This window comes from Opacimonas viscosa (genome assembly GCF_024199005.1).
GTDB lineage: Bacteria > Pseudomonadota > Gammaproteobacteria > Enterobacterales > Alteromonadaceae > Opacimonas > Opacimonas viscosa.
This window is the reverse complement of record NZ_JANATA010000275.1, coordinates 1-246: the sequence shown is the minus strand read 5'-3', so window position 1 is coordinate 246 and position 246 is coordinate 1. Positions and strand designations below refer to the sequence as shown.

At 43.5% G+C, this 246-nt stretch carries 1 protein-coding gene; it reads left to right on the top strand.

Going from position 1 to position 246, the window contains the following annotated elements:
* The coding region (locus NLF92_RS13575) for a CheR family methyltransferase (RefSeq protein WP_254102789.1) at positions 1 to 246 on the top strand (246 nt) is incomplete at both ends.

Sequence of the window (246 nt, the reverse complement as noted above, 5' to 3'; positions counted from 1 at the left end):
AGCGGACTATACCCGCCTAGTATCAAGTCAGAAGTCCCTCAAGACTACCTGTCTCGTTATTTTAACCAGTTATTCGACAACAGTTATCAGGTAACCAAGCAATTGCGTTCAATGGTCGTATTTGCGACGCATAATTTAATTCAAGACCCGCCGTTTTCCAATATGGATGTGGTGAGCTGTCGCAATACGTTGATCTATCTGCAAAATCCCGCACAGCAGAAAGTAATGGCATTTTTCCATTTCGCG